Below are 24,521 nucleotides of genomic sequence, written 5' to 3' on the forward strand. Positions count from 1 at the left end.
GCCGGGGCGCGGGCCGGCCCCCCGCCGCCCCCCCCCCCCGCCGCCCGGGGCCCCCCCCCCCCCCGCGGGGGGGGGGTGGGGAGCGACCCCGGGTTCGGCGTCTCCCCCGACCGACATCGGAGTGTCGGTGTGCGTGGTACTGCGCATCGCGCGGTAGTGTGCATCGCGTGAGCCTGCCACGACCGGCGGGCCGAGTGCCGGGACGGACCAGGGCCACGCCCGACGGAGGGTCGGATGGACACCACGCAGCTGCTCAAAGGGGTGCTCGACGCCGCGGTCCTCGCGGCGGTCGAGACCGAGGACGGGTACGGGTACGACGTCGTGCGACGCCTGCGCGCGGCGGGGCTGGACGACGTCGGCGACGCGTCGGTGTACGGGACGCTCCGGCGCCTGTACGCGAGCGGGGCGCTGACGACGTACGTCGTGCCGTCCGACGCCGGCCCGCACCGCAAGTACTACGGGATCAACGCGCAGGGGCGGGCGATGCTCGACCTGCACCGCAAGGAGTGGCAGACGTTCGCGGGCACCGTGTCCGCGCTGCTGCGGACCGGAGAGGTGGCCGCCTGATGAGCACGACGACGCCCGCGCAGCAGCCCGCCGGGGCGCCCGTGGGCCTGGCCTTCTACGGTCACGTCCACGCGTACGCGCAGCAGGTGCGTGCGCACCTCGCCGACCTGCGGCCGGAGCAGGTCGAGGAGCTCACCGACGGGCTCGAGGCCGACCTCGCCGAGGCGGTCGTCGACGCGCCGGGCGCGCTGCCCCGCCGCGGCGGTCCCGCTCGTCCGCTGCCCGACGCCGGCCCGGCCGACCCGGGCGGAACCGTCGCCGACGACACGGGCCTCGACCTCGTCGCGTTCTTCGGCCCGCCCGCGGAGTACGCCGCCGAGCTGCGCGCCGCGGCGGGGCTGCCGCCCGCCGTCGCGCCGGGCGGCGCACGACGCCCCCGCATCGGGCTGCGCGGGCGGCTGTTCGTGCTCGGCGGGATCCTCTCGTCCGGGTGGCGATCCCTGTGGCGGCCCGTCACCTCGACGCCGCAGTGGGCCTCCGTCATGGAGTTCCTGCGGACCCTGACGCCCGCGTGGTGGATCCTGCGCGGGTGGGTCGTGGCGACGCTGCTGCTCGCGCTGCTCGGCGGCTACCAGGTCGCGGTCCTGCCGCGGGACCTCTCCGCACGCGTCGTGGTGCTCGCCGCGGTGGTGGTGAGCGTCCAGTGGGGTCGGGGTCGCTGGCTGCCCACGACCTGGCTGCCCAAGGTCGTGCGTCCGCTGTCCGTCGCGGCGGCCGTCGCGGCGGTCCCGACCGTGCTCTACGTCACCGCGGCGAGCGCCTCGGTCTCCGTGTCCGGGTGGGACAGCGGCTACCAGCAGGGGTGGGCCGACGCGAGCGGCGGGACGCAGCCCGTCTCCTACGGCGGCCCCTCGGGGCCGGGCGGCGACGGCGTGTGGGTCGACGGGATGCAGGTCTCCAACCTGTTCGCGTACGACGCGGCGGGCGACCCGGTGCGCGACGTCCAGATCTTCGACGACCGCGGCCGCCAGGTGCGCACCGTGACCGAGGAGGGTGCCTACGGTCCGTGGTCGGTGCCCGACGTCGAGGGCGCGTGGTACTTCCAGCCGACGCTCTCGACCGACGGTCGAGAGCGCTGGAACGTCTACCCGCTGCACGCGGTCGCGGAGGAGGACGTCGAGTACGCGGACGGCGACGGGCGCCCCGTCCCGGCGACGGGCACCCGCACGCGCGAGATGCCATGGCCGTTCCTCAAGGCGCCGACGGCGGTCCCGTCGAGCGTCGGCGCGGACGACGCGACGTCGGGCACGGACGAGCCGGGCACCGGCGACGCCGGCGACCAGGGCGACGACCCGGCGTCGTCGGGCGACGCGACGGACCCGGCCGACGGCACGGCCCCCGAGCCCGAGCCGACCCCGCCCGCGAGCGGCACGCAGCCGCAGCCGACCGGCCCGACCCCCGTCGTCGGCGCGATCGGCTGACCGAGAGAAGCCGAACGCGGGGTCGCTCCCCAGCCTGGCGACATCGTGGGGAACGATCCCGGGTTCGGCGCCGTCCGTGCCGCGCGGAATGTCGGGTCTGCCCTCCCCGCGGGGCGAGCGTGGGGCGCGTCACGCCCGTCTGACGGACGCTCCGGCTCGCCTGTGCCGCAACCGGTAATACTCTGGAACCATGCCTCAGAATGACCTGACCTCGGTCAGCCGTGCCCAGACCGCTTCGCCGCGGCCCCGCAAGGTGCCCCGCGTCGTCGTCCTCGGCGGCGGCTCCGTGGGTCTGTACGCCGCGCGCCGACTGCGCAAGAAGCTCGGTCGCCGCGAGGCGGCGATCGTCGTCGTCGACCCGCGCCCGTACATGACGTACGCGCCCTTCCTCCCCGAGGCGGCCGCGGGCTCGATCGACGGACGCGACGTCGTCGCGCCGCACCGCCGCGCCCTCAAGGGCGTCGACGTGCTCCAGGGCAAGGTCGTCTCGATCGACCACACTGACCGCCGTGTGACGATCCACCCGGAGGAGGGCGACGACTACTCGGTCACGTACGACCACCTGATCGTCGGCCTCGGCTCGGTGTCGCGCACGCTGCCCATCCCGGGCCTGGCGGAGAACGCGATCGGCTTCAAGAACGTGGAGGAGGCCATCGCGGTCCGCAACCACGTGCTCAACCGCATGGACGTCGCGTCGTCCACGTGGGACGAGGGGCTGCGTCGCCGCATGCTGACGTTCACGTTCGTGGGCGGCGGGTTCGCGGGCGTCGAGGCGATCGCCGAGATCGAGGACATGGCGCGCTACGCGACCCGCAACTACGCGACGATCGAGGAGAAGGACCTCCGCTTCGTCATGATCGAGGGCGCCGGGCGCATCCTGCCCGAGCTCAGCGAGCCCATGGCGGGCTACGCGCTCGAGGAGCTGAAGAAGCGCGGGATCGAGTTCCACCTCAACACGTTCCTGTCGTCGTGCGTGGACGGCCACGTCGTCACGTCGACGGGCGTGGAGTTCGACTCCGACACGATCGTGTGGACCGCGGGCGTCAAGGCGAACCCGGTCATCAAGGAGGCGTCCGACCTCCCCGTGGACAAGATGGGCCGCGTCACGGTGCTCCCGACGCTCCAGGTCGCCGACGCCGACGGCAACGTCGTGCCGAACGCCTGGGCCGCGGGCGACTGCGCCGCCGTCCCCGACGTGCTCAACCCGGGCAAGTTCTGCCCGCCGAACGCGCAGCACGCGATCCGCGAGGCCACGCGCCTGGCCGACAACCTCGCGCTCGAGCTGCACAGCGAGAAGCCGGTCGAGTACCGCCACAAGAGCGTCGGTACGGTCGCGTCGCTCGGCCTGTACAAGGGCGTCGCGGAGCTGTTCGGCGTGTTCAAGCTGCGCGGCGTGCTCGCGTGGCTCATGCACCGCAGCTACCACGTCATGGCGATGCCGACGGGCAACCGCAAGATCCGCATCTTCATCGGCTGGATCGGGCAGTTCCTCCTGGGTCGCGAGCTCGTGTCGCTGGGCTCCCTGCACGACCCGCGCGCGGAGTTCCGCGCCGCGTCGGTGCCGCCCAAGAAGGACGGCGAGCCGGTCAAGCAGACCGCGCAGGGCTCGGCGGCCGCGGCGGAGTCCGGCACGGGCACCGTCGACGCCGACGAGAAGGTCCCGGCCGCCAAGGCGTCCTGACCCCCTGCCGGGCACGGCCCGGCACCCTGCCCGACGCCGAGGGGCGAGCCGCACGAGCGGCTCGCCCCTCGGCGCGTCCCGGGCGGAGCGTCGACCGGCCCGACCGGCCCGGCCGCACCGCGGTCGCGGTAGATTCGGGCCGCGCCCCCATGGCCCAACTGGCAGAGGCGGCCGGCTTAAACCCGGCGTGTTCCGGGTTCGAGTCCCGGTGGGGGCACCGACGTCACGAGAGCCCGGTCGGGCCCTCGGGCTCGGGCGGCGGCGCGGCCTCCTGGCCGAGGACCACGACGGTGCCGTCCGGGTCCTGGACGCGCGCGACGCGCTCGCCCCACGGCTGGTCGGTAGGCGGCTGGAGCACCGGCACTCCGGCCGCGGCGAGGTGCTCGACGGCCCGGTCGCAGTCGTCGACGTACACCCACAGCGCGGTGCGCGCGACGCCGGCGGGCATCGTGCCGTCGTCGAGCCCGATCCCGAGCGGCGAGCCGCCGACGTGCACGCTCACGTACACGGGCGGGCCCTCGTCGGGGAACGCGTACTCGACGGTCCCGCGCAGCAGGTCGCGGTAGAAGACGAGCGACCGCTCCACGTCGGCCACGGAGAGGATCGGGAAGAGGCTGCGGAACATCGGCCTGGCTCCTCGGTGCGCACGGCTGGGTGCTCCCATCGTGCGCGCCCGGCGCCGGGCCCCCGCCCCGGACCTGTTCCGCCCCGCCGTCGGGGTCGGCCGCCCGCGCCTGCGGTCAGGCGGCGGTCCGCCCCAGGGCGTCGTCGAGGAACGCCCGGACCTCGGCGAGCTCGCGCGCGTCGATGCCGTGCGCGAGGCCGGGGTAGACGCGCTCGACGAGCGTCGAGCGGCCGGGCAGCCACGCGGCCGTCCGCTCGATCGCGTGCGGCGCGATGACGCGGTCCTCGGCACCGCGGCCCCAGAACACGGGCGGCCGGGACGCGGCGAGCGCGGCGTCGGCGGGCTGCTCCGCGCCTTGGACGAACCCGCCGAGGACGACGGTCGCCGCCACACGCTCGGGGCGCGTGCGCAGGAGCTGCGTCGCCATGAGCCCGCCCTGGGAGAACCCGACGGGGACGACCTGCCGCTCGGGCCCGAGCTCGGCGTCGACCCAGGCCCAGGCGGCCTCGGTCGCGCGCGCCACGGGCTCCGGGTCGGGGTCGCCCGGCGTGACGATCGGGAACCAGGCGAAGCCGCCGTGGGGGAGGGGGAGCGGGGCGCGCAGCGAGACCCAGGGCGCGCCCAGGTGCGGGCCCAGGCCCGCGAGGTCGTGCTCGTGCGAGCCGAACCCGTGCAGCAGCACGACGACGGGCCCCGCGGTGGTCGGGTCCGCCGGGTCCGCGTCGGACCGGACCGCGACGAGGGTGGACGGGGCGCTCATCGCGCGAGCAGCTCGTCGGTCGTCGTGCCGGGCACGGCCAGCGTGACGCGCGTGCCCCACGGGTCGTGCACGACGACGGAGCGGCCGTCGTCGGCGTGCTGCAGGCCGCGGGCCCGCAGGCGGGCGACGAGCGCGTCGAGGTCGTCGCGGCCGGGGACGGTGACCGCGACGTCGCCGAGCCCGAGGCTCGCGGCGCGCGGGCCGGCGCCGGCGCTGTTCCAGACGTTCATCGCGACGTGGTGGTGGTACCCGCCGGCGGACGCGAACAGGGCGCCGCTGTACTCGGTGACCGTGGCCTCGAACCCGACGGCGTCGACGTAGAAGTCGTGGGCGGTCGCGATGTCGCCGACCTGGAGGTGGACGTGCCCCACGCGACCGGCGAGCGCGGGCCCGGCGTCGAACGTCTCCTGGTCGAGGTGCGTGCGCAGGTACGCGTTCGGGTCCAGGTACTCGGTCGCCATGACGATCTGGCCGCGCTCGCGGACCCACGTCTCGCGGGGGCGGTCGGTGTACAGCTCGACCCCGTTCCCCTCGGGGTCGGTGAAGTAGAACGCCTCGCTGACGAGGTGGTCGCTCGACCCGACGAACGCCCCGCGACGGTCCTGCGCGGCCCGGTAGACGGTCGCGGCGAGGCTCGCCGCGTCGTCGAACAGGAACGCGGTGTGGAACAGGCCGGCCTGACGCCGGTCGACGGCGGGCAGGCCGGGCGTGTGCACGAGCCGCAGCATGGGCGTCGTGCCGCGGCCGAGGACGCGGTGCACCTCGGTGCCGCGCGAGCGCTCCTCGAGCGGGGCCAGCGCGAACGCGCCCGTGTAGTAGGACGTCATCTGCTCGAGGTCGCCGACGCGCAGCGTGACGGCGTCCATGCTCGTGGACGGGGACAGGAGGCGGTCGGTCGCCGCGCCCGGGGTGCTCGTGGTCATGTCTGCTCCAACTTGTTGTTGCTACAACTATATTCCACACGTCGCCGGACGCTCCCGGCGCGGGCCGCGCTTCCTTGCTAGGGTCGCGGCGAACCACGCGGGGCGTCCCGCCCGGGCAGCCGGGCCGAGGGACTGAGACGAGCGGTACGGCCGCCCGGACCCGTCGAACCTGATCTCGCTAGCACGAGCGGAGGAACGTGGGCATGACGACGCCTGCTGCCATCACCCTGAACCCTGTCCTCGCGGACGACCCGACCGCACTCGTCCGGCCGGGGGAGACCGGCTTCACGGTCGACCTCGCGCGCCGGTACGCGCACCTCTTCGACGAGTTCTACGACCACCCGTTCCTCGCCGGGCTGCGCGACGGGTCGGTCGAGCCGGCCGCGGTGCGGCACTACGTCGGCCAGGACCACCAGTACCTCACGGCGTACCTGCGCTGCTACGGGCTCGGCATGGCGCTCGCGCCGGACCGTGACTGGGCCGCGTACTTCCACGAGAAGGCCGGGTTCCTGCTCGACGACGAGTCGCACGCGCACCACGCGATGTGCGACTTCCTCGGCGTGACGTACGAGGAGGCGCAGACGAACCGCCTCGCCCCGAGCGCGCAGGCGTACGTCGACCACATGCTCGCCGCGGGCCGCGACTCCCTCGGCGTGCTGCTCGCCGCGCTCCTGCCGTGCCCGTGGACCTACATCTGGTCGGCGCGGCGGTTCTGGCTCGCCGAGCGCGAGACGACGCCCGGCGCGATCGCGGACGACCACCCGCTCGCGGGCTGGTGGGAGTTCTACGCCGCCGAGCGCACCGAGGGGGTCCTGGCCGACCTGCGCGAGCGTCTCGACGCGCTCGCCGCCGACGCGGGCGAGGCGGAGCGCGCCCGCATGGAGCGCGCGTTCGAGCTGAGCTGCCGGCACGAGATCCGGTTCTGGCAGATGGCGTGGTCGCTCGAGCGCTGGTGACGTCCCTCCCGGACCGGTGAGGCCCGACGTCGGGCCTTACGCCAGCAGCAGATCCTCGCCCGGGTGCCTCGGCACCCGGGCGAGGGCGCGGGTAGCGTGACCGCATGGACACGACGAGCGCGGTGCCGGGCCCGGTGCCGATCGCAGTGCCGAGACCGGCGCCGGACCCGGTGCCGAGAGCGGTGCCGGACGCAGTGCCGGACGCGGTGCCGGACGCGGTCCCGGCGAGCCCCCGGTCCCGGAAGGGCGGGCGGCCGGAGCCGCTCCTGCGGCACGTCATCGGCGGGATCCTCCGGCGGGCCCGGCTCGGGCAGGGGCGGACGCTCGTGGACGTCGCGGCTGCCGCACGGGTCTCGACCGCCTACCTGTCCGAGGTGGAGCGCGGCCGCAAGGAGGCGTCGTCCGAGGTCCTGGCCGCCGTCTGCGGCGCCCTCGGCCTGCGCCTCGTGGACCTCGTGGCCCGCACGGGCGAAGAGCTGCGCCCCGTCGCCCCGGTGCGCGTGCTCTCCTCCGTCCGGGAGCGCGGTGCGCCCTCCGCGCCCCGGCACCCCGCACCCGCCGGCGAGCCCGTGCGCGACCTCCCGGTCGCGCGCACCACGCTCGCGAGCCCGGCGCTCGCGGCGCGGCCGACCCCGCGCGCCGCCGACGTCCTGCTCCTCGCGGCCTGAGCCCCGCGGGGCCCGCCGCACCGGCTGACGCGCGGCCGGCGCCGGGCCGGCACCTGGCCGGCTCCTGGGCGGCACCGCGTGTCGCGCCCCGGCGCGGCGAGGCGGGCGCCGCTACCGTCGAGGGATGACGGAGCCGCAGACCGCGCACGGCACGGCAGAGCAGACCGCCCCGGCCCTCCAGGAGCTCGTCGACGACGCCGCGTTCCTCTCGCACGAGCACCAGCTCCACCTCGTGGACCGCCACGGCGACGACGCGTGGGGCGCCGAGATGGCCACGGGGACGTTCACCTTCACCGCGCCGGACGGCGGGACGACGACGTGCCGGCTCCAGTTCCTCGGCACGGCCGCGCCCGGCCCCGGGAGCTGGATGTGGGCGTGGAACAACGTCAACGACTTCCCCGAGGACGTGCTGCGCGCGGCCGAGAAGACCCGCGAGACCGGTCTGCGCGAGGCGACCGACGCGGAGCTGCCGCTCGCCGACGACCTCCCGTACCGGCTCGCGCTCGCGGCGAAGGCCGTCACCGGTTCCTGGACCCACTACAGCGGTCCCGTCGGTGGCGGGACGCGCGCGTGGTTCCTCCTCGACGCCGACGACCTCGCGCTGCCCGCTCCGAGCGTGCCGCGCGTCGTGCGGGTGCTGAGCGAGGGTCTGCTGTCCGTCACGGTCGTCGACCACCGGCGGGCGGTCGCGTCGTACGCGGCCGCGCGCGGCCTCGGGACGACGGAGGGCGACGGCGCGGTCGAGCTCGCCGTGCCTGACGGGAGCGTGACCGTCCGGTTCGACGAGCGCGGGCGGATCGCCGCCATCGAGGCGACGGCACGCCCGGTGGCCGGGCCGGCGCGCGCCCCCGAGCCGGCAGCAGCGGGACCGGACGCGGGTGCGCCCGGGGCGGACACCGCCGTCGAGCCCGTCCCGGCTCTCGACGCGCCGGAACCTGACGCGCCGGGAGCGGAGACTCCGGAACCTGACGCGCCGGGAGCGGAGACTCCGGGACCTGACGCGCCGGGAGCTGAGACTCCGGGACCTGACGCGCCGGGAGCGGAAGCCCCGCGCCGGGCCGATCCCCCGCAGGAGACACGGCGCCGTTCGTGGTTCCGGCGGCGCGGGTAGCCCCGCGAGGCCCCTCCGCGAGTGCTGCGCCCCGGGCCGAGAGATGCGTCTCCGGGTGCATCCCTCGACCGCGGGTGCAGCGCTCGACGCCTCAGGCGGCCGCGGCGAGCTTGCGCGACGTGACGACGGCGTCCGCGACGCCGTACTCGACGGCCTGGCGCGCGGTGAGCACGAGGTCGCGGTCGGTGTCCGCGCGCAGGCGCTCGACGGTCTGCCCCGTGTGGCGGGACAGGACCTCCTCCGTCTCGGACCGGATCCGCAGGATCTCCTCCGCCTGGATCGACAGGTCGGAGATGGTGCCCTCGCCGCCGCCCGAGGGCTGGTGCAGCAGCACGCGCGAGTGCTCGAGCACGAACCGCTTGCCCGGCGTCCCCGCCGCGAGCAGCACGGCCGCGGCCGAGGCCGCCTGGCCCATGCAGATGGTCGACACGTCGCAGCGGACGAACTGCATCGTGTCGTAGATCGCCATGAGCGCGGTCGCGGAGCCGCCGGGGGAGTTGATGTACAGGCCGATCTCCTGGTCCGGGGCGTCCGACTCCAGGTGCAGGAGCTGCGCCATGACGACGTTCGCGACACCGTCGTCGATCTCCGTGCCGAGGAAGACGATGCGCTCCGACAGGAGGCGGGAGAACACGTCGAACGCGCGCTCCCCGAGCGGCGTCTTCTCGACGACGGTCGGGATCGTGTAGCTCGCCATCACAGACCCACCTTCCGGGCCGCGCGGGCGGGACGGACGTCGTCGACCGACTCGACGATCCGGTCGACCATGCCGTACTCGAGCGCCTGCTGCGCCGTGAACCAGCGGTCCCGGTCGGAGTCGTCGGCGATGGTCTCGACGCTCTGCCCGGTGCTCTCGGCGGTCAGCCGGTGCATGAGCCCCTTGGTGTACACGAGGTTCTCGGCCTGGATCGCGATGTCGACGGCGGTGCCGCCGATGCCCGCCGACGGCTGGTGCATCATGATCCGCGCGTGCGGCAGCGCGAACCGCTTGCCCGGCGTCCCCGCGCAGAGCAGGAACTGCCCCATGCTCGCGGCGAAGCCCATCGCGACGGTGGAGACGTCGTTCGGGATGAGCCGCATCGTGTCGTAGATCGCGAGCCCGGCGCTCACCGAGCCGCCGGGGGAGTTGACGTAGAGCGCGACGTCCGCGCGCGGGTCCTCCGCCGAGAGCAGGAGGAGCTGCGCGCACAGACGGTTCGCGACGGCGTCGTCCACGGCCGTGCCGAGGACGACGATGCGCTGGTGGAGCAGCCGCGTCGTGAGCTGGTCGTCGAAGGACGACGACGCCGGGGCGGCGGCCTCCGCGTGCGGTGGGCGTGACGTGTACGTGGTCATGGGACCACCGTGGCCCGGGAGAGGCTCGGACGGGCGGGTGATCTGCCGTCGGCTCATTCGCCGACGGCAGATCAGGCATCGTCAGAACCGCGCAGCACCGGTCAGAGATTTGGCCAAGACGTCCGGTCGACAGTGACCCCGTTGGCCGGGCTGAGGGTGACCCACACGGTATGGGTACCGCCGCCGCGGTTGCCGAGGATGCATCCAAGGTCGACGTAGCTGCCGGCGTTGAGCCGCACCGGCCACGCGTAGCTGCCGACCTGACCGTCCTGCGTATAGCACTTGATCTCGTAGTTGCCAGAGGGGAAGGTCGCGTTTGCGTTGACGCGGAATACGGTGCACATGTGGCCAACGCAGTTGCCTTGACCGGGCTGGGTGTCCCGCTGCGGTCCGCGCGTCACCCAGACCCTCGGCGGGTCCGGGGGCGAGTCCGTGCTGTGCGTTGCGTAATCGCTCCACGAGCCGCAGCCCGCGGCGTTGCACGCCTGGGCACGCAGCCGGAACGACTGCCCGTAGTCGGTACCGACGTTGACGGTCTGACCCGTCCCGCTCGACCCGCCCTGGATCTGCCAGTTGTACCTCGACACTGCGTCGCCGCCGTTCGACGACGGAGCAGAGATGGTGAAGCGGCCCGACGTCGCGTTCACGCGCGAGGCGGAGACACCCGGTGTGCCTGGTTTGCCGTACGCGCGTGCCTGACTGGATGCAGGGCTGGACGTCGAGGTCCCGCCCGCGTTCGTCGCGGTCACGGTGAACGTGTAGGTCCCCGCGGGCAGGTCCGTGAAGTCCACCGAGGTCCCGGCCACCCGCTTGGTGGCGTTGCCCGGTGATGCCGTCACGGTGTAGCCCGTGATCGGGCTGCCGTTGGCGTCGGCCGCACCCCACGACACGCGCGGGATGCCGCTGCTCTGCGACGACGACCCGACGTTCTGCACGCTGGGCCTCGGCGGTGCCTCGGGGCGGCCGAACGGCACGACCGCGGCGGACTGCGGGCTCTCCGCCGTCACGCCCGCCTTGTTCTCGGCCGTCACGGTGAACGTGTAGGACGACTCGTTGTCGAGCCCGGTCGCCTTGTGGCTCGTCCCCGTGAGGGAGAGCGGGGCGCCGTCGCGCGCGCCGTTCTTGTAGCGCTGCAGGCTGTACGCCTTGATCGCGTCGCCGTTCTCGAACGGCTGCTCCCACGCCACGTCGATGGACCCGCCGTTGAGCGGGGAGTCGGACGCGCGCTTCGCGGAGGGCGTCTTCGGGACGTCCGGCAGACCCGCCGGGATCTCCTCGGCGGAGTACTCGCCCCACTCCGAGGGGTCGGGCGCGAGGTTCACGGCCTGCACGCGCACCCGGTACGCGATGCCGTTCTTGAGCCCCGTCCAGACGGTCTGGTTCCCGGTGAGGGACTGCATCTGGATGGCGCCGCTCGGCGGCGCCGGGGAGATCTCCAGGTTGACGGTCTCGATGGGCGAGCGGTCGGTGTAGGTCTTGTTGGTCCAGGTGACGGTGAGGGACTGGTCGCCGAACTCGAGGGTGGGTGCGGCGGGCGGGTCGGGCTTCTCGTCGGGGCGGGCCTCGGCCGAGGGCGGGGAGGCGGGTCCGTCGCCGACGGCGTTGGTCGCGTAGACGGTGAAGGTGTACTTCACGTTGTTGGTGAGGCCGTCGAGGGTGCAGGTGGTGGTGCCGCAGGCCTTCTCGTAGCCGTTCTGGGAGCGCACGGTGTAGCCGGTGATGTCGGCGCCGTTGTTGTTCGGCGGGTCCCAGGACAGCACGACGGTCTTGGAGCGGACCTCGTCGACCTGCGGGGTCGCGGGGGCCTCGGGCTTGCCGAGCACCTTGACCTGGACGCGACCCTCGACCATGCGGTCGGCGTCCTTCGTCGCGTCCTGGATGCGGTACGTGACGACCATGACGCCGACGTAGTTCTCGGCAGGGGTGATCGTCACGTCGTTCCCCGCGTAGGAGACGTCGCCCTGACCCGTCTCGACACCGGCACCCACGATCTCGAGGGGCGTGTCGGGGAAGGGGTTGGCGTCGTTGGCCAGGACGTCGATCGTGGTGGCCTTGCCCTGGTGGGCGTCGTCGACGGTGTCCTGGTTGGCGCGGGCGAGGGGTCGGGTGGAGGCCACGACGGTGAGGGTCGCGCTGCCCTCGACCGGGGGGTGCTCGCCGTCGGTGACGGTGATCGGGACCTGCACGACCGAGCCCTTGGGCACGTCCGGGGAGGCCTGGGCGTGCAGCGTGCTGCCCTCGACCGTGACGGTGATGCCCTGCGCCTGGCCGGTGGCCTTGAAGGTCAGGGAGTCGCCGTCGGGGTCGGTCGCGAAGCGCGCGAGGTCGACCGAGGCCTCCTCGCCCGCCGCCACGTCGAGCGTCGGCGTGGAGAGCTCCGGCGGCAGGTTCTCCGGCGGGACCACGCTGATCGGCAGCGTGAGCAGCGCCGTGCTCCCCTCGGGGTCGTCGGGGCCGGAGCCGTCGGTCACCTCGAAGGTGACGGCGGCCGGCCCGACGTAGTCGGCGTTCGACGTGTAGACGATCTCGGTGGTCGAGGGCACCTCACGGGTCCCCTCGAGCGCGGTGACCTTCTCCTCGGTCGTCAGGCGGGGGGTCCTGCCCTCGACCACGAGCACGTAGTCCGTGATGTCGATCGTCAGCGGCTCGCCGCTGACGACCTCGAGCGGCGTGATGCCCGGACGCAGGGTCGGTGCCTGGTCCGTCATACCCGGCACCTTGACGAAGGCCTTGGCGGTGAGGCCGTCGACGTCGGTGACGGTGTAGGTCACGACCTGGCGGTTCTCGGTGAGGGTGATGACGAGCTCGCCGGCGTCGGTGACGGTGGTGGTGGTCGCGTCGGTGGTGACGGTGAGCTCGGTCGCGGCGCCGTCGGGGTCCTCGTCGTTGTCCAGGACGGGGACGGTGACCTCGGTCTTGCCGAGGATGTCTTCCACGGGCACGGTGTCGTCGCGGGCGACGGGGGGCAGCAGGGGTGCGTCGGCGGCGACGTTCACGGTGACGGCGCCGGTGGCGCGGGCGCCGTAGGTGTCCTGGACCTGGTAGTAGAAGGTGTAGGCGCCGTCGGCGTCGGGTGAGGTCAGGACGATGCGGTCGGTCACGACCTCGGCGTCCAGGTCGTGGGTGTCCTCGATGCCGCCGGGGACCAGGCCGACCTGGTCGCCGTCGGGGTCGGTGTCGTTGGCCAGGGCCGCGACCGAGACCGTGCGCCCGGGGCGCACCGTGATCTCGTCGTCCACCGCGACCGGGGCCTGGTTGGTCTCGGCGGGCCGGGCGATGCCGACCTGGACCGTCCCGACGGCGGTGGCGCCGCGGGCGTCGAGCACGGAGTAGGTGAACGTGTCGTGCCCGGTGGCGTTCTTGGACGCCGCGTACTCGATCAGTCCGTCCACGACCCGGGCGGTGCCCTTGGCGGCGGGGGTGGCGATGCCGGTGACCTGGACGGAGTCGCCGTCGGGGTCGATCCCGTCCAGGGGCACCGCGATGCGCACGCTGGACCCGGACAGCACGCGGGCCTCGATCTCGCGGGGCTGCGGGGGTGCGTTGTCCTCCCCGTCGCGGATGCGGATCGTGACCTGGGCGGAGTCCTCCTGCCCGTTGACGTCGCGCACCCGGTAGATCGCGTACGCGGTCCCGGCCTCGGGGCCGGCCTTGAACCGCAGCGTGTCCTCGGAGACGAACGCCTCGCCCAGGGCGGGGTCCACGTCCTGCTCGAGCTCGGGCTGCAGGAACAGCTCCAGCCCGTCGGGGTGGGTGTCGTTCTTCAGCACCGGGATCGTCACCACGTCGCCCGCGTGCACCGTGACCTCGTCCGCCGCCGCCTGCGGCGGCTGCAACCGCGTCGGCGCCGGCACGGGGATCACGCGCACCTGGCCGGTCGCCGTCTCGGTGCCGTTGGAGGCCGTGTACTCCACCGTCACCGGCGCGTCCAGGCGCCGGATCTCGGTGACCCGCAGCATCTGGTGCGCCAGGATCGCGACCGACACACCGGCGTCGGCCGGGACGCGCACGGACTGGACGACGAGGACGCCGCCGGCGGGGTCGGTGTCGTTGGCCAGCACGTCGACCAGGGTCGACCCGCCCGCGGGGAGCAGGGCGGTGTCGGTGACCACGATCGGGGCGCCCGCGGCCTCGGACGGGGGCAGGACGTCCACGCGCACCAGACCCGTGGTCGCGTTCGGTCCGTCGGTCACCTGGTAGGTCAGGTCGTACGACCGCGGCTCCATCGACACGAACGTGAACGTCCCCGCGTCATAGTTCGGCGTGATCTCCGCCGGCGCGGACTCCGAGACCGACGCCAGCCGCAGCTCGTCGTCGTTCGGGTCGGTGTCGTTGCGCAACGGTTCCACCGTCACCGGCTGACCCGCCGGCACCACCACGTGGTCGTTCACCGCCACCGGCGGCTGCGGACCCGGCACCACGTCCACCAGGAGCTTGCCCTCGAAGGACAGCTCGCCGTCGGAGACCAGCAGGGTCACGATCTTGCGGCCGGTGGAGCCGCCGCCGTCGCGGAACTCGACCGTGCCGTCCGGGCGCGAGCGCACGTCGTCACCGGCCACGGTCGCCGCGGCCGAGGCGAGGTAGAGGTCGTCGCCGTCGGGGTCCTTGAAGTACGGCAGCACCTTGATCGTCGCGCGCCCGCCCTGGGCCACCCGCAGCACCGGGTCACCCGTCTGCTCCGGCGGCGCGTTCTCCCCCCAGGGCGACACCTTCAGCGTGACGCCGGCCTCGGCCACACCCCCACGACCGTCGGCCACCGAGTACCGGAACGTGCCCGTGCCCTGCGCGTCCTCGGGCACCACCGCCTGCAGCGCCGCACCACCCATGATCGCCTGCACCGTCGCGTTGCCCGGCGAGTCCCCCGCCAGCGACGCCGTCATCACGTCCCCGTCCGGGTCCACGTCGTTGCCCAGCACCGGCAAGATCGTCGTACGACCCGGACGCACCCCGAACGAGTCGTCCTGCGGCTGCGGCGGCTTGTTCGGCTGCGAACGGTCCGCGATGAACTGATCCACCTGCTCCGGGTTCGTCAGCTCCGCGTCGGACTCCTCACCCTCGGCCTCCTCCGGCAACTGCACGTCCCAGTCGTCGACCTTCTGGTACTCGTCCGCCGCCATCCACAACGTCCCCGCCGACAGGTCGTTCAGCACGATCACGCGCCGGTTCACCCGGTACTCCAGGCGGGTCTGCGGGTCCAGGCCCTCGAGCCGCTCGTCGACGTCCCGACCCGTGCCGTCGCAGTCACGGATGACCTGACCCGTCGAGGCCCACGCCCCGTACGTGCACGCGCCGAGCTGGACGGGCGCCGCCGGCACGCCCTGCGCGGCACGGCGCTGCGCGTCGCCGCCCTTGAGCGGCTGGGAGACGAGGGCGTCCGTCGTGGCGACCACGACCACGTCCGAGGACTGCGACGGCTGCTGCAGGCGCGCGTCCCCGCCCCCCTCGATCGCCACGCTCTTCCCGCCGGGCAGGATCAGGTGGGACGCGGACCGGTCGAGCACGACGGGCCGGTCGCCGACCGCGGTCACCTCGACCTCGGCGCCCTTGCCCACGGGCAGCGCCGCCGAGGAGGCCTCGCCGTCCACCGTGCCCTTGGACGTCGTCGCCACCGTCCACAACGTCCCCGTCGACGGGATCGCTGCGAACACCGTCCCGTCCTGCGACACGGTCAGCGCACCCTCACCGCCGACCTCGGCCACGGGGTCGAGCTTCTCCGCGTCGAACGACGTCGCCCCGTCGAACGGCAGCACCCACAGCAGGCCCTCCTCGCCGTCGAGGATCGCCGTCGTCGCACCGCCGGAGACGACCTGCGCCCCCGCCGGCAGACGGACCTGCCCGTCCAGCTTCAGGTGCGCGACGTTCACGGGGGACGCGGAGCTCGTCCCGGTGTCGTCCAGCAGCACACGGCCCGCGTCCTGCTGCACGTCGAACGACGCGCTGCCCGCGTTCAACGTCCCGTCCATCGCCTGGGACTCGTCGTTGAACCGACCCAGCAACCCGGCCGACGACTTCGTCACCCACACGCCCGAGTCGTTCAGGTCCACGTCCGCCGTGGCCTCGCCCTCGTAGAACAGCGCCATCCCCACCAGCGCCGTCGAGAACACCGACACGGTGCTCACCGACGCGACGGTCCGACGATGCTCGCGGATGCTCGAGAGAAGGCCCACCAATGCTCCCTAAGTACGTGGTCGGGGCACACGGGACCGCGTCATCCTGTCGAGCCGGGATGGCGAGAGAGGGGGAGACGCGCGTCTGTGCCCACAGAACGCCCCGTCGAGGGTAACCGAGTGGTCGGGAGTGCCGACATGGGGACCACTCCCCATGCGGGTGGAATCTCCGGATGTTCAGGGCAGAAGGGATGCTCGCGACACAGCGGCGCGGTCGCGGGTGTGCTCCGCCGCGGCGTGGAGCGCGTCGGACGAGGGGGCCGACGTCGTCTCCGGGGCGACGGCGAGCCGGTCGCGCCGCGCGTGCGCGCGCGCCGCGGCGCGGCGGCGGCCGAGGTCGCTCAGCGCCGAGCCGACGACCACGAGCAGGCGGTCGGCGCCGCGCGGCTCGGCGGTGCGGGGCAGGGTGGGGGAGTACGCGCTCATGAGGGGTTCTCCTCGCCGTCGATCGTGGGAAAGACGTTGAAGTGGATCTGCACGGGCCGCGCGCCCGGCGCCTGCTCCTGGCCCTGGAACCGGTGGAGCGTCGCGTCGAGCGCGTCCCAGGCGTCCGCGACCTCGTTCATCTGGTCGGCGGTGAGCCACATGCTGGCGGTCGTGAGGCGTGCCCCGTCGAGCCACCGTGTCGGGAGCTCCGAGGAGCGCTCCAGGAACGCCTGGATCTTGCGGGCGCGGGCGTTCTCGAACTCCCGGCTCACCATCGCGGTGGCGAGCGTGGTCGCCGTGTCCTCGGTCTCGTCGGGCGTGCTCACGGTGAACCCGCCCGGCGGGCGTTCCCACCACCGCTCCCGCGCCGTGCCGCGGCCCGCGACCTCACGGACGAAGCCGTGCCGGGCGAGCTGGCGCAGGTGGTAGCTCGTCGAGCCGCTGGACTCGCCGACGAGGTCGGCGAGGCGGCTGGCCGTGAGCGCGCCGTGGGTGGAGAGCAGGTCGAGGATCTGCACCCGCAGCGGGTGCGCGAGCGCCTTGAGCTGCGTCGGGCCGAGCGCCGGGTGGCGTTCGGTGCTCGGGGGTGTGGTGTCGCCGTCGGTGCTCATGGCACGAGAGTAGCCATGCAAAGACACCTTTGCAAGAGTTTTTTTGCAACGAGTTCTTGGGACGCGTTGCGAGGCGAGGCGCGAGGGGCGAGGTGCGGTGCGAGGTGCGAGCATCGGTCGCATGGCCCACGTGGTGGAGCGGGTGCGCGGGGCGACGGAGCGCGCGATCTTCCTCCGGGTCGCGGGCCCGGACGCGACCGCCACCAGGGCGCGCATCCACGAGACACCGGGTCCGCGCTGGTTCGACCGGGGCTCGCCGGTCCAGCGCGTGCACGGCGACGCGTCGATGTTCGTCGGGGGGCTGCGCGCCCTGCTGCTGCAGAGCCTGCACCCGCTGGCCATGGCGGGCGTCGCCGCGCACTCGGGCTACCGGGGTGACCCGTGGGGCCGCCTCCAGCGCACGTCGACCTTCATCGCCGTGACGACGTTCGGCACGGCCGACGACGCGGAGCGCGCGGTCGCGGCGGTCCGCGCGGTCCACGAGCGCGTCCGGGGCCGGGCGCCCGACGGTCGCCCCTACCGCGCGAGCGACCCGGAGCTGCTGCGCTGGGTCCACGTCGCGGAGACCCAGAGCTTCCTCGTCGCGCACCAGGCGTTCGGCCGGCACCCGCTCGACGCGCAGGGGTGCGACGAGTACGTCGCCCAGGCCGCCGTCGTCGGGCGCGCGCTGGGGGTCGCGGACGTGCCACTGACCCGTGGGGAGCTGGACGCGGCGGTCGAGGAGTACCGGCCGGCGCTCTCGCTCACCCCGTCCGCGCTCGACGCCGCGCGGTTCCTGCTCGTCGAGCCCCCGCTCCCGTGGCCCGTGCGCCCGGCCTACGCCGGGCTGGCCGTCGCCGCGCGCGAGTCGCTGCCCGCGTGGGCGCGCGCCGGGATGCCGCGGGTGCGCGGCCTGCCGGCGCGGTGGGCGCGGCCCGCCGGCGCCACGGTCACGCGGCTGATTCGCTGGGCGCTCCCCGCCCCGTGAGGTCGCGCCCACCGTGCGGGCTCACGGTTGGCGGTCACGGCCCGTCGCGCCGTCGGCGGTAGGCGTCGAGGTCGCCGTTGAGGCGGCCCAGCAGCTCGGCGAGCAGCGCGCGGTCCAGGCGGGACCAGCCGCCCAGCACGTCGGCGTACAGCTCCGTCCGCGCGACCCGGTGCGCGGCGAGCTCGTCGAGGCCCGCGCTCGTCGGCTCGACGACGACCGCGCGGCCGTCGCGGGGGTCGCGCGCGCGGCGGACGTGGCCGGCCCGTTCGAGCGCGACGACCTGGCGGGTGACGGTGGACGCGTCGAGGCCGAGGTGCTCCGCGAGGGCGTTCACGTGCAAGGGCCCGTGCGTCCCGAGCGTGTGGAGGAGGAGGTAGCCGGAGCGGTCGAGCGTCCCGCCGCGGCGCGAGGTGCCCGGCGTCCCCGACGCGCGGGTGCGCTCGGCGCGCCGCAGGAGCTGTGCGACCTCCAGCTCGATCGCGCCGAGCACGTCGTGCGCGGTCGCGTCGTCGCGCGCCGACGGCCCGCCGGTCGGCGCACCGGACGCTCGATCGTTTCCCTCGGCAACCGTCATAGGTGTATTCTACAGATACTTACCTGTCAGATACAGATAAATGCTGCCGCCAGCCCGCTCAGGCCGCGCGGCCCTCCCCCCGACCAGGAAGTACGAACGCAGTGGCCTCCACGCGCAACGAACCGAACCGCACCGCCATCTACGCGACCGCGCTCACGGCGTTCTTCGCGATCGCCGGCATCGCGGTCGTCGACCCGATCCTGCCCGTCATCGGCGAGGAGATCGGGGCCTCGACCTGGCAGATCGAGCTCCTCTTCACGGCCTACATCGCCGTCATGGCGCTCGGCATGATCCCCGCCGTCATGGCCACCGGGCGCTTCGGCTACAAGAAGATCCTCGCGACCGGCGTCAGCCTCGTCGCCGTGGCCGCGGTGCTCGCGGCCCTGAGCACGAGCATCGGCCAGCTCGCCGCGCTGCGCGGCCTGTGGGGCCTGGGCAACGCGATGTTCTTCGCGACCGCGATGGTCCTGCTCGTCTCGCTCGCGAACGACCGCGAGTGGGTCGTCGAGCTCTTCGAGACGTGCGTCGGGCTCGGGTTCGCCGTCGGCCCGCTGCTCGGCGGCCTGCTGGGCGGCATCTCGTGGCGCGTGCCGTTCTTCGTGTGCGGCGTGTTCATGCTCGTCGCCCTGCTCGTGTCGGTGACCCGCCTCAAGGACCCGGCCGAGAAGCCCGCGCCGCTGCGGCTCGGCCAGGTGTTCCGCCTCTTCCGCAAGCCCGGCTTCCTCGCGCTCGCCGCGGTCACCGCCGCGTACAACTTCTGCTTCTTCATCGTGCTCGGGTACACGCCGGTGTTCCTCGGGCTCGACGTCGTGCCGCTCGGCCTCGTCTTCACCGCGTGGGGCGTGGGGCTCGCGGTCGGGATCCTCGTCGTCGGGCACCGGCTCGCGCACCGCGTGGGCGCGGTGCAGACGCTCGGCGTCGCGATCGTGGGCGTGCTGGTCGCGCTGGTCCTGCTGGCGCTCGACCTCGGGACCGCATGGTCCGTCGTCGTGCTCGTGGGGGCGGGCGTCTTCATGGGGATCGCGAACGCGAACCTCACCGACCTGTCGCTCGCGCTCGGCGACCCGGACCGGCGCGTGACGACCGGAGCGTTCAACCTCGTGCGCTGGGGCTTCGCCGCTCCCGCGCCGGTCATCGCGGGCCTCCTGCACCCGGTCTCCGCGACGGCCCCGTTCTGGCTGGGGGCGGGGATCCTCGTGCTCGGCGTCGTCGTCTTCGTGGCGTTCGGCCACCGGATGGCGGGCGATATCGGCGAGCGCGTGCTGTGGTCGCGCTGGAACCGCAGGGCGCGCGCCGTCGAGGGCACGCCCGAAGAGGCGCTCGGCGAGGTCTGAGCCGACGGCGCCTCAGGACCCGGGCGCGCCCTCGTCCGGCCCGGGGCCCGGGGGAGTGGCCTCGGCCGCCGCGGTGAGCGCCTCGATCCCGACGGTGAGCGCGTGCAGGTCCGCCACGTCGAGCCGGTCGAGCAGGTCCGTGAGGGGCTCGTCCTCCTGCGCCGCGATCCGGCGCACGGCCGCGGCGCCGCGCGGCGTCGCGGCGACCAGCCGCACCCGGCCGTCCTGCGGGTCGGGACGGCGCGCGGCCATCCCCGCCGCCTCCAGCCGGTCCACGATCCCCGAGAGCGTGGCCGGGGAGATGCCGAGCACCTCCGCGAGCCGGTGCGAGCTCGTCTCGCCGTCGAGCTGGAGGACGGCGAGCGCCCGGAGCTGGGGGACCGTGAGGGTCGTGCGCAGCAAGGGCTCGAGCCGCTGGGCGAGGAGCAGCTCGGCGAGGCGGCGCTGCGCGTCCTCGAGGCGCCGCGCGAGCGCCGCGCGCTCGTCGTCGGCGGGGTGGGTCACGGCGCAGACTCTATCGGTGGGAGCGGGAACCATCCCGAGATGCTTCGCGTTACGCTCACGAAATCGCGACGCCGACGTCGTCTCCCACCCGACCTGGAACCCTTGGAGGCTCCGTGTCCCGTCTCGCCCGGCTGTCGCTGGCCAACCGCGCGCTCGTCGCGCTCGCCACGGTCGCGATCGCGATCTTCGGCGTCATCAGCATGGGATCGCTCAAGCAGGAGCTCATCCCGAGCCTGCAGATCCCCACCGCCGCCGTCGTCGGCGTCTACCCGGGCTCCGCCCCGGCGATCGTCGAGCAGCAGGTGACCGTCCCCGTGGAGACGGCCGCGCGCGCCGTCAAGGGCGTGGAGGACGTCACGTCGACGTCGTCGACGGGGATGTCCGTGACGACGGTGCAGTTCGCCTACGGCACGGACATGGACGCCGCGGCCTCCCAGCTCCAGACGGCGATCACGCGCCTGCAGTCCCAGCTCCCCGAGGATGTCGAGCCGCAGGTCGTCACGGGGTCGGTGGACGACCTGCCCGTGATCCAGCTCGCCGTGTCCGGCGGGTCGGACGACGCGGCGCTGGCCGACACCGTCACGTCGAGCGTCGTCCCGGCGCTCGAGGACGTCGAGGGCGTGCGCAGCGTCGCGGTGAGCGGGATCGCCGACCAGCAGGTGACGGTCGACCTCGACCCGGCCGCGCTCGCCGCCGCCGGGCTCAGCCCGGCGCAGGTCTCCACGATCCTCCAGGACAACGGCGTCGTGATCCCCGCCGGGACCGTCTCCGAGGGCGACCGGACCCTCAGCGTGCAGGTCGGCACCGCGGTCACCACCGTCGACGAGCTCGCCGCGCTGCCGCTCGTGTCCCCGACCGCCGCACCCGGCACCGCCCCCGTGGTGCTCGGCGACGTCGCGACCGTGACCGCGGGCCCCGAGCCCGCGACGTCCTACTCGCGCCTCGACGGCGAGACCGCGCTCGCGGTCGCGATCACCAAGACGCCCGCGGGCAACACGGTCGAGGTGTCGCACGCCGTCCAGGAGGCGATCGACGACCTCTCGGGCGTGCTCGACGCGCAGGACGTGCGGGTCGAGGTCGTGTTCGACCAGGCGCCGTTCATCGAGGAGTCCATCGAGGGCCTCGCGACGGAGGGCCTGCTCGGCCTCCTGTTCGCCGTCGTCGTGATCCTGCTGTTCCTCGCGTCGCTGCGCTCGACGCTCGTCTCGGCCGTGTCGATCCCGCTGTCGCTGTTCGTGACGTTCATCGTCATGAACGCCACGGGCTACACGCTGAACATCCTCACGCTCGGCGCCATGACGGTCGCGATCGGCCGCGTGGTCGACGACTCGATCGTCGTCATCGAGAACATCAAGCGGCACCTGTCGTACGGCGAGGCCAAGGTGGGCGCCATCATCGGCGCCGTCAAGGAGGTCGCGGGCGCGATCACCGCCTCGACCGTGGCGACCGTCGCCGTCTTCCTGCCCATCGCGCTCGTGGGTGGCATGGTCGGCGAGCTCTTCCGGCCCTTCGCGCTCACCGTCGCCATCGCGATGCTCGCGTCGCTCTTCGTGGCGCTGACGATCGTCCCGGTCCTCGCGTACTGGTTCATCAAGTCCCCGCCTGTCCCGGCCGACCCCGAGGCCGCGCGCCTCGCCGGGGAGCGCGCCCGTGCGACGGCCGAGGCCAAGGAGCGCCGCGGGCTGTGGCAGCGCGGGTACGTCCCGACGCTGCGGGCGGCGCTGCGCCACCCGGCGATCACGCTCGGCGTGTCCGTCGCGATCCTCGCCGGGACGCTCGCGCTCGTGCCGCGCCTGGAGACCAACTTCCTCGGCGACACCGGACAGGACACGCTCACCGTCACCGAGTCGTTCGCGCCGGGCACGTCGCTCGAGGCGCAGGACGCCGCGGCGCGCGACGTCGAGCAGGCGCTCCTCGACGTCGACGGCGTCGCGACCGTGCAGACGACCGTCGGCACGGCGGGCGGGCCGGAGGCCGCGTTCTTCGGCGGCGGCGGGTCCCCGACGGCGACGTTCGCCGTCACGCTCGACTCGGACGCCGACGCCGTCGCGGCCCAGGAGGACGTGCGCGACGCCGTCTCCGGGCTGGGCGGGGAGTCGAGCGAGGGCATCGAGGTCGCCGGCGCGGACGCCGCGTTCGGCAGCTCGACGGTCGACCTCGTCGTGCGCGCCCCCGACACCGACACCCTCGCGGCCGCGGCCGCGGACGTGCAGGAGCTCGCCGAGGGCGCCGACGGCGCGGCGCAGGTGACCAACAACCTCGCCTCGGCGCAGTCCACGGTCCAGGTGACCGTCGACCGCGACGCCGCGGCCGCCGTCGGGCTCACCGAGACCCAGGTGGCCGGGACCGTCGCGGGGACGATGTCGCCCGCGCCGATCGGCACCGTGAACCTCGGCGACGGCCCGGTCCAGGTCCGCGTCCTCGCGGGCCAGGCGCCGGCGACGGTCGCGGACCTCGAGCAGGTCGTGCTGCCCACCGCTGCGGGACCGGTGCCGCTCACGCAGGTCGCCGAGGTCGCGGAGGTCGAGGTCCCCACCTCGATCACCCGGGTCGACGGCGAGCGCAGCGCCACGATCTCCGTCACGCCCGCCGGACAGGACCTCGGCGCGCTCACCGCCGAGCTCACGACCGCGATCGACGGCCTCGAGCTGGAGGGCGGGGCGACCGTCGAGATCGGCGGCGTCGCGTCCGACCAGGCCGACGCGTTCGCCGACCTCGGGCTCGCGCTGCTCGTCGCGATCCTCATCGTCTACCTCGTCATGGTCGCGACGTTCCGCAGCCTCTTGCAGCCGTTCATCCTGCTCGTGTCGATCCCGTTCGCCGCGACGGGTGCGCTGCTCCTGCTGCTCGCCACCGCGACGCCGCTCGGCGTGCCGGCCCTCATCGGCCTGCTCATGCTCGTCGGGATCGTCGTGTCCAACGCGATCGTGCTCATCGACCTCATCAACCAGTACCGCGAGCGCGGCCGGTCGCTCGACGACGCCGTCATGGAGGGGTCGCGCAAGCGCCTGCGCCCCATCGTCATGACGGCTGCGGCGACGATCTTCGCGCTCACCCCGATGGCGATCGGCATCACCGGCGGCGGGGCGTTCATCTCCCAGCCCCTCGCGCTCGTCGTCATCGGCGGCCTGCTCAGCTCGACGCTGCTCACGCTCGTCGTCGTCCCGGTGCTGTACACGCTCGCCGAGCGCCGCGGCGAGAAGCGCGCGGCCAAGAAGGCGGCCAAGCAGGAGGCCGCCGCCCAGGCCGAGGCCGACAAGGCCGAGCAGTCCGAGAAGGCCGCCGCCCAGCCCGTTGCGGAGGGGTAGCCCGCCGAGGTAGAGCCCTGGTCCGCCGCCGAGGTAGAGCCCTGGTCGGTCGAGGTAGAGGTGTGGTCGGTTTCAGGCCCGCGGGGTCGGGTCCGCGGTGGGGGTGGGCTCGGTGCTCGGGGCTGCGTCGCCGTCACCCTGGACTGTCGGGCGTGGGTTCTTGGAGCGCCGCTTTGACGCCCTTTCGCATCCGAGCCCACCCCCACCGCTCGGCCGTCGCCGCACCCTTGCCCGGGCTCGCCCGAGCCAGCTCGCCGACGTAGACCCGTGGTCCGCCGAGGTAGGCCCGTGGTCTGCCGAGGTAGGCCCCGTGGTCCGCCGAGGTGGGCCCGTGGTCCGCCGAGGTAGAGGCATGGTTCGACGACGTCCGCTCGCACTGCGTTGCAGCGTCGCCGTCGGCCGTCGGCCGTCGGTCCGGTCGCCCGGGAGGCGCCGGTTGGCGGCCTCGGCCGAACCGACACCGCGGGCGGTCGCCCGAGGTGGGCCAAGACCAGGGTGAGACGACGCCGGGCGGGGTGGGTGGTGGTGCCGCGTCGTGGCGGGCCTGGCGGGAGCGACGCGAGGAACGAGCGGCGCGGATGGT

Annotated in this window: 19 protein-coding genes, 1 tRNA gene and 1 riboswitch; of the genes, 10 read left to right on the top strand and 10 right to left on the bottom strand. The window is 73.9% G+C overall.

All coding sequences use genetic code 11. The annotated features are described in order from the left end of the window. Positions 1 to 234 precede the first annotated feature (234 nt). From ACFC2L_RS19745 to ACFC2L_RS19760, 4 genes are all read left to right on the top strand, one after another. Positions 235 to 567: a PadR family transcriptional regulator gene (locus ACFC2L_RS19745; protein WP_375826046.1), complete on the top strand. Its 333-nt coding sequence runs from the start codon at positions 235 to 237 to the stop codon at positions 565 to 567. Then, on the top strand, positions 567 to 1,988 hold the full coding sequence (locus tag ACFC2L_RS19750; protein ID WP_375826047.1) for a hypothetical protein: 1,422 nt from the start codon (positions 567 to 569) through the stop codon (positions 1,986 to 1,988). The genes ACFC2L_RS19745 and ACFC2L_RS19750 overlap by 1 nt, the downstream gene beginning before the upstream one ends. Before the next feature lie 190 nt (positions 1,989 to 2,178). Beyond that, positions 2,179 to 3,669 (top strand): NAD(P)/FAD-dependent oxidoreductase, encoded by a 1,491-nt coding sequence (locus tag ACFC2L_RS19755; protein ID WP_375826048.1) that lies wholly within the window; start codon positions 2,179 to 2,181, stop codon positions 3,667 to 3,669. Between the two features lie 143 nt (positions 3,670 to 3,812). Then, positions 3,813 to 3,886: transfer RNA gene (locus ACFC2L_RS19760), tRNA-Leu, on the top strand. Positions 3,887 to 3,892: 6 nt separating this feature from the next. On the opposite strand, the gene ACFC2L_RS19765 is transcribed toward ACFC2L_RS19760, so the two are convergent. From ACFC2L_RS19765 to ACFC2L_RS19775, 3 genes are all read right to left on the bottom strand, one after another. Continuing rightward, a complete protein-coding gene (locus ACFC2L_RS19765) occupies positions 3,893 to 4,294 on the bottom strand; it encodes a VOC family protein (RefSeq protein ID WP_375826049.1) in 402 nt (133 codons plus the stop codon). A 115-nt stretch (positions 4,295 to 4,409) separates the two neighbouring features. Further along, positions 4,410 to 5,054 (bottom strand): alpha/beta hydrolase, encoded by a 645-nt coding sequence (locus ACFC2L_RS19770; protein ID WP_375826050.1) that lies wholly within the window; start codon positions 5,052 to 5,054, stop codon positions 4,410 to 4,412. Then, positions 5,051 to 5,977 (bottom strand): VOC family protein, encoded by a 927-nt coding sequence (locus tag ACFC2L_RS19775; protein WP_375826051.1) that lies wholly within the window; start codon positions 5,975 to 5,977, stop codon positions 5,051 to 5,053. The genes ACFC2L_RS19770 and ACFC2L_RS19775 overlap by 4 nt, the downstream gene beginning before the upstream one ends. A gap of 88 nt (positions 5,978 to 6,065) precedes the next feature. Then, positions 6,066 to 6,190, top strand: a riboswitch (TPP riboswitch). Here ACFC2L_RS19775 and ACFC2L_RS19780 point away from each other — a divergent pair. From ACFC2L_RS19780 to ACFC2L_RS19790, 3 genes are all read left to right on the top strand, one after another. Beyond that, positions 6,181 to 6,933: a TenA family protein gene (locus ACFC2L_RS19780; RefSeq protein ID WP_375826052.1), complete on the top strand. Its 753-nt coding sequence runs from the start codon at positions 6,181 to 6,183 to the stop codon at positions 6,931 to 6,933. (Overlaps the previous riboswitch by 10 nt.) Before the next feature lie 104 nt (positions 6,934 to 7,037). Beyond that, entirely contained in the window at positions 7,038 to 7,601 is a 564-nt protein-coding gene (locus ACFC2L_RS19785; protein ID WP_375826053.1) for a helix-turn-helix domain-containing protein, read from the top strand. Positions 7,602 to 7,725: 124 nt separating this feature from the next. Next, positions 7,726 to 8,712 carry a DUF6882 domain-containing protein gene (locus tag ACFC2L_RS19790; RefSeq protein WP_375826054.1) on the top strand — a complete coding sequence of 329 codons (987 nt, stop codon included), beginning with the start codon at positions 7,726 to 7,728 and terminating at the stop codon, positions 8,710 to 8,712. Positions 8,713 to 8,803: 91 nt separating this feature from the next. Here the strand turns inward: ACFC2L_RS19790 and ACFC2L_RS19795 are convergent, their stop codons facing one another. From ACFC2L_RS19795 to ACFC2L_RS19815, 5 genes are all read right to left on the bottom strand, one after another. Next, the gene (locus ACFC2L_RS19795) at positions 8,804 to 9,409 is read right to left on the bottom strand and encodes a ClpP family protease (RefSeq protein WP_087469679.1); all 606 of its coding nucleotides are present in this window, start codon (positions 9,407 to 9,409) and stop codon (positions 8,804 to 8,806) included. Further along, on the bottom strand, positions 9,409 to 10,047 hold the full coding sequence (locus ACFC2L_RS19800) for a ClpP family protease (protein WP_375826055.1): 639 nt from the start codon (positions 10,045 to 10,047) through the stop codon (positions 9,409 to 9,411). The genes ACFC2L_RS19795 and ACFC2L_RS19800 overlap by 1 nt, the downstream gene beginning before the upstream one ends. A gap of 101 nt (positions 10,048 to 10,148) precedes the next feature. Continuing rightward, positions 10,149 to 16,166, bottom strand: a complete 6,018-nt coding sequence (locus ACFC2L_RS19805) for an Ig-like domain-containing protein (RefSeq protein WP_375826056.1) — start codon at positions 16,164 to 16,166, stop codon at positions 10,149 to 10,151. 225 nt (positions 16,167 to 16,391) lie between these two features. Next, a complete protein-coding gene (locus ACFC2L_RS19810; RefSeq protein ID WP_375826057.1) occupies positions 16,392 to 16,640 on the bottom strand; it encodes a hypothetical protein in 249 nt (82 codons plus the stop codon). After that, on the bottom strand, positions 16,637 to 17,251 hold the full coding sequence (locus tag ACFC2L_RS19815; RefSeq protein WP_375826058.1) for an ArsR/SmtB family transcription factor: 615 nt from the start codon (positions 17,249 to 17,251) through the stop codon (positions 16,637 to 16,639). Before ACFC2L_RS19815 ends, ACFC2L_RS19810 begins: the two co-directional genes overlap by 4 nt. A 121-nt stretch (positions 17,252 to 17,372) precedes the next feature. On the opposite strand from ACFC2L_RS19815, the gene ACFC2L_RS19820 reads away from it, so the two are divergent. After that, on the top strand, positions 17,373 to 18,218 hold the full coding sequence (locus tag ACFC2L_RS19820) for an oxygenase MpaB family protein (RefSeq protein WP_375826059.1): 846 nt from the start codon (positions 17,373 to 17,375) through the stop codon (positions 18,216 to 18,218). A 34-nt stretch (positions 18,219 to 18,252) separates the two neighbouring features. Here ACFC2L_RS19820 and ACFC2L_RS19825 read toward each other — a convergent pair whose 3' ends face one another. After that, complete coding sequence (locus tag ACFC2L_RS19825; RefSeq protein ID WP_375826060.1) at positions 18,253 to 18,792, bottom strand: MarR family winged helix-turn-helix transcriptional regulator; 540 nt, start codon at positions 18,790 to 18,792, stop codon at positions 18,253 to 18,255. Between the two features lie 101 nt (positions 18,793 to 18,893). Here ACFC2L_RS19825 and ACFC2L_RS19830 point away from each other — a divergent pair, with 101 nt between their 5' ends. After that, positions 18,894 to 20,126 (top strand): MFS transporter, encoded by a 1,233-nt coding sequence (locus ACFC2L_RS19830; RefSeq protein ID WP_375826061.1) that lies wholly within the window; start codon positions 18,894 to 18,896, stop codon positions 20,124 to 20,126. A 12-nt stretch (positions 20,127 to 20,138) separates the two neighbouring features. Here the strand turns inward: ACFC2L_RS19830 and ACFC2L_RS19835 are convergent, their stop codons facing one another. Beyond that, positions 20,139 to 20,630 carry a MarR family winged helix-turn-helix transcriptional regulator gene (locus ACFC2L_RS19835; protein ID WP_375826062.1) on the bottom strand — a complete coding sequence of 164 codons (492 nt, stop codon included), beginning with the start codon at positions 20,628 to 20,630 and terminating at the stop codon, positions 20,139 to 20,141. Positions 20,631 to 20,743: 113 nt separating this feature from the next. On the opposite strand from ACFC2L_RS19835, the gene ACFC2L_RS19840 reads away from it, so the two are divergent. Beyond that, positions 20,744 to 23,938: an efflux RND transporter permease subunit gene (locus tag ACFC2L_RS19840; RefSeq protein WP_375826063.1), complete on the top strand. Its 3,195-nt coding sequence runs from the start codon at positions 20,744 to 20,746 to the stop codon at positions 23,936 to 23,938. Positions 23,939 to 24,521 lie beyond the last annotated feature (583 nt).

The organism is Cellulosimicrobium sp. NPDC055967 (assembly GCF_042269845.1).
Taxonomy (GTDB): Bacteria; Actinomycetota; Actinomycetes; order Actinomycetales; family Cellulomonadaceae; genus Cellulosimicrobium.